Source organism: Actinoplanes sp. NPDC048791 (genome assembly GCF_040650095.1).
In the GTDB taxonomy this organism is placed as follows: domain Bacteria; phylum Actinomycetota; class Actinomycetes; order Mycobacteriales; family Micromonosporaceae; genus Actinoplanes.
Genome location: NZ_JBEZGQ010000770.1, coordinates 1 through 4,165, shown reverse-complemented (window position 1 = coordinate 4,165; position 4,165 = coordinate 1). Strand labels below are relative to the sequence as shown.

Genomic DNA, 4,165 nt, shown 5'->3' with positions numbered 1-4,165 from the left:
CGGCGGGCGCGACCCGGTGCTGGTCGGCACCATCGGCAAGAGCCCGCTGATCGACCGGCTGATCGCCGCGGGCAAGCTCGACGTGCGCGGCGTCGCCGGCAAGTGGGAGACCACGGTCGAGCAGATCGTGGAGAACCCGCTGCCGGGCGTCCGGCGCGCGTTCGTGATCGCCGGCAGCGACCAGCGCGGCAGCATCTACGGCGCCTACGACCTGTCCAAGCGCCTCGGCGTCTCGCCCTGGCGCTTCTTCGACGACGTCCCGGTCCGTCACCAGGACGCGGTGTACCTGCTGCCCGGGCGGCACACCCAGGGCACGCCCGCGGTGAAGTACCGCGGCTTCTTCATCAACGACGAGAACCCGGCCACCGGCACCTGGGCCCCGGGCTACTTCGGGCCCGGCAAGGCGCCCGGCTTCCCGAACGGGCTCAACGCGGCCTACTACGCCAAGGTCTTCGAGACGATGCTGCGGCTGAAGGCCAACTACCTGTGGCCGGCCGTCTGGGGCCGTGCCTTCGCCGAGGACGACCCGCAGAACCACGCCACCGCGTCGTTCTACGGCGTGGTGATGGGCACCTCGCACGAGGCGCCGATGATGCGCGGCATCGAGGAGTGGAACCGGCACCCCGCCGGAACGGGCGAGTGGAGCTTCCGCCGCAACCCCGACGCGATCAAGGCGTACTGGCGGGACGGGGCCGAGCGGATGGCCCGCGACAAGATCGAGGGTGTCGTCACCCTCGGCATGCGCGGCAACGGCGACGTCGGCCTGCCCGACGGCGACGGCATCGACCTGATGAGCTCCATCATCGACACCCAGCGGCAGATCCTGCGCGACACCGGCCTGATCGGCGCTCCCCAGGTGCAGACCCTCTACAAGGAGGTGCAGCGCTACTGGGACCGCGGCTACCGGCCGCCGGACGACGTCACCGTCGTCTTCTGCGACGACAACTGGGGCAACATGCGTAAGCTGCCGGACGCCTCGCTGCCGGCCCGCAGCGGCGGCTACGGCATGTACTACCACTTCGACTACGTCGGTGGCGGCCGCAACTACAAGTGGGCCGACACGGTCAACCTGACCAACACCTGGGAGCAGCTCAACCTCTCGTACCGCTCGGGGGTCGACCGGCTCTGGATGGTCAACGTCGGCGACCTGAAGAACGAGGAGCAGCCCACCCAGCTCTTCCTCGACTACGCCTGGAACCCCGACGCGCTGCCGCTGCACAAGCTGGGGGAGTGGGAGCGGCAGTACGCGGCCCAGAACTTCGGCCCGGCCCTGGCCGGTGACATCGCCGAGGTGCTCAGCGACTACGGCCACCTGCAGTCGCGCCGCAAGCCCGAGCTGCTCAACCGGCGCATCACCATCGACCCGGCCACCCAGGTGATCACCTACGACGACGAGGGCAACCCGTTCAGCCTCACCGACTACCGGGAGATGGACCGGGTCACCGCCGAGTGGCAGGCGCTCGGCGCCCGGGCCGAACGGATCAAGGCCAGGGTGCCCGCGGCCTGGCAGGACGCCTACTTCCAGCTGGTCTACTACCAGGTCAAGGCCACCGCGAACCTGTACGCGCTGCGCCGGGCCGAGTTCACCAACATCCGGTACGCCGGACAGGGCCGCGCCGCCACCAACGAGCTGGCCGACCTCGCCGAGGCCCGGTTCGCCGAGGACCAGGCGCTGAACGCGTACTACAACAACGAGCTGGCCGGCGGGAAGTGGAAGAACTGGCAACTCCAGCCCAAGATCGGTTACGGCAACGTGGCCCGGTACGGTCCCAACGCGCCCTGGCAGCAGCCGGAGAAGGACAACGTGGCGCTGCCGGACGAGATCTACCCGTACCTCAAGCGCATCGAGGTGCCCACGGCGGCCGCGATGGGTGTGGACCTCGACGGCGGGGACCCGGTCACGTTGCCCGCGTTCAGCCCGTACCAGGCGCAGCCGCAGCAGTACATCGAGGTCTACAACAAGGGCACGACGCCGTTCGCGTACCGGATCACCCCGGCCGTCCCGTGGGTGCACGTCACGCCGGCCGCCGGCCGGGTCGGCCGGCAGGTCCGGGCCACCGTCCGGGTGGACTGGCGGCGCGCGCCGAAGGGCACCACCACCGTGCCGATCACCGTGACCGGGGCCGGCGCCACCACCGTCGTGCAGGCGCCGATCGACAACCCGGTGCTGCGCCCGCGCGGCTTCGTGGAGGCCAACGGCTACGTCGCGATGGAGGCCGACCACTACACCCGCAAGGTGGGCGACTGGCGGCTGCTGCCGGAGATCGGCAAGACCGGTAACGGCCTGACCCCGCTCGGCGGCACCGGCGCCCGCCTGGAGTACACGACCACCCTGAAGACGACCGGCCCCGTCAAGGTGACCGCGGTGCTGTCGCCGCGCAACAACGTCCTGCCGACCGACGGCCTCAAGTACGCGATCTCGCTGGACGACCAGCCGCCGCAGACGGTCAACATCACCAAGGCCACCGGCGCCGATGACACGACCATGAACCGCCAGTGGGAACGCAACACCTCCGACAACGTCAACCGCACCACCACGACGCACACCGTGGCCACGGCGGGCGTGCACACCCTCAAGTTCTGGATGGTGGACCCGACCGTGATCGTGCAGCGCCTCGAGATCGACACCGGCGGGGTCAAGTACAGCTACCTCGGCCCGCCCGAGAGCAAGCGGGTGACCCGATGAACCGCCGGTCACTGCTGGGCCTCGGCGGCGCCGCGGCGGTCTCCGTGGCCACCGCCGTCCAGACCCGCGGCCACCGTCCGCGCCGGGACTGGCTGCACACCTGGGTGTCGATGCCGCAGCTCACCGAGCCGGGCAACCTGCCGCCGGCCCCGTTCACCGGCACCGACTCGGTGCTCGTGGACACCACCCTGCGCCAGACCGTGCACACGTCGATCGCCGGGAGCTCCGTACGGCTGAGGTTCTCCAACGCCTTCGGCGGCGCGGTCCTGCCGATCACGGCCGTCTCGATCGCCCGGCCCGCCGGGGGCCGGCCCGGCTCGGCCGCGATCGAGCCGGGCACCCTGCGGCCGGTCACCTTCTCCGGGCGGACGTACGCGTCCGTCCCGGTGGGCGCGCAGGTGGTCTCCGATCCCATCGATCTCGACGTGCCGGCCCGTAGCGAGCTCACCGTCACGCTCTACCTGGCCACCGGTCAGGCGAGCACGGCGGTGACCTCGCACCCCGGTTCCCGCACCACCTCGCACCTGCTGCGCGGCGACCACCACGACGCCGCGGACCTGCCCGGCGCCACCCCCGTCGTGCACTGGTACTTCCTCAGCGGGGTCGAAGTGCTCGCACCGGGCGACAGCACGGCCACCGTGGTGCTCGGCGACTCCCTGACCGACGGCCGGGGCTCCACCCCCGACGGCAACGACCGGTGGCCGGACCAGCTCTCCGCCCGCCTGCGCGGCGCCCACGCGGTGCTCAACCAGGCGGCCGGCGGCAACCGGGTGCTCCAGGACGGCCTCGGGCCGAGCGCCCTCGCCCGGCTGGACCGCGACGTGCTCGCGCTGGGCGGGGTCGCCTCGCTGATCGTCTTCGAGGGCGTCAACGACATCGGTACGGCGGCAGCCACCCCCGAGGCGCAACAGCGGGTGGGCGACGACCTGCGGGCCGCGTACGACCAGATCGTCACCCGGGCCCACGCCCGCGACATCCAGGTGTACGGGGCCACGATCACGCCGTTCGGCGGCAACGAGGGCTACGACGATCCGGGCGGGTTGCGGGAGCAGACCCGTACCGGGGTCAACGAGTGGATCCGGCGCAGCGGGCGCTTCGACGCTGTCGTCGACTTCGACGCGGTGGTCCGCGACCCGGCCGCCCCGCGCCGGCTGCTGCCCGCCTACGACACCGGTGACCACCTGCACTTCAACCCGGCCGGCTACCGGGCACTGGCCGAGGCTGTCCCCTTGCGGTGGTTGCGATGACCAACATGACCAACGTGGCGGTGCTGCTGCCGCCAGCGGAGGCGTTGCCGGCCCGGCTGTCCACGTACCGGGAGGTCTTCGCCGGTCCGGTGTTCGACCTGGCCTTCGCCGCGGCGGGCACCTTCGACCTGCTCGCCGGGGCGGACATCCTGGCCATCGCGCCGCCGGTGCGGCGGGGGCCGGACACGATCACCGCCGAGGAGGCCGCCGCCCTGCGCGAGGCGGTACGCCG

3 protein-coding genes are annotated in these 4,165 nt (G+C 71.7%); all 3 read left to right on the top strand.

Features of this window, described 5'->3' with window-relative positions:
• A partial coding sequence (locus AB0C29_RS36615; protein WP_360830357.1) for a glycosyl hydrolase 115 family protein occupies positions 1–2,686 on the top strand: 2,686 nt, incomplete at its 5' end.
• Positions 2,683–3,933, top strand: a complete 1,251-nt coding sequence (locus tag AB0C29_RS36610; RefSeq protein ID WP_360830354.1) for an SGNH/GDSL hydrolase family protein — start codon at positions 2,683–2,685, stop codon at positions 3,931–3,933. The genes AB0C29_RS36615 and AB0C29_RS36610, both read left to right, overlap by 4 nt.
• A partial coding sequence (locus tag AB0C29_RS36605; RefSeq protein WP_360830351.1) for a hypothetical protein occupies positions 3,930–4,165 on the top strand: 236 nt, incomplete at its 3' end. The genes AB0C29_RS36610 and AB0C29_RS36605, both read left to right, overlap by 4 nt.

Coding starts and splice junctions, on each gene's coding strand:
- AB0C29_RS36610 (WP_360830354.1), top strand. CDS start 2,683: ATGAACCGCCGGTCACTGCTGGGCCTCGGCGGCGCCGCGGCGGTCTCC.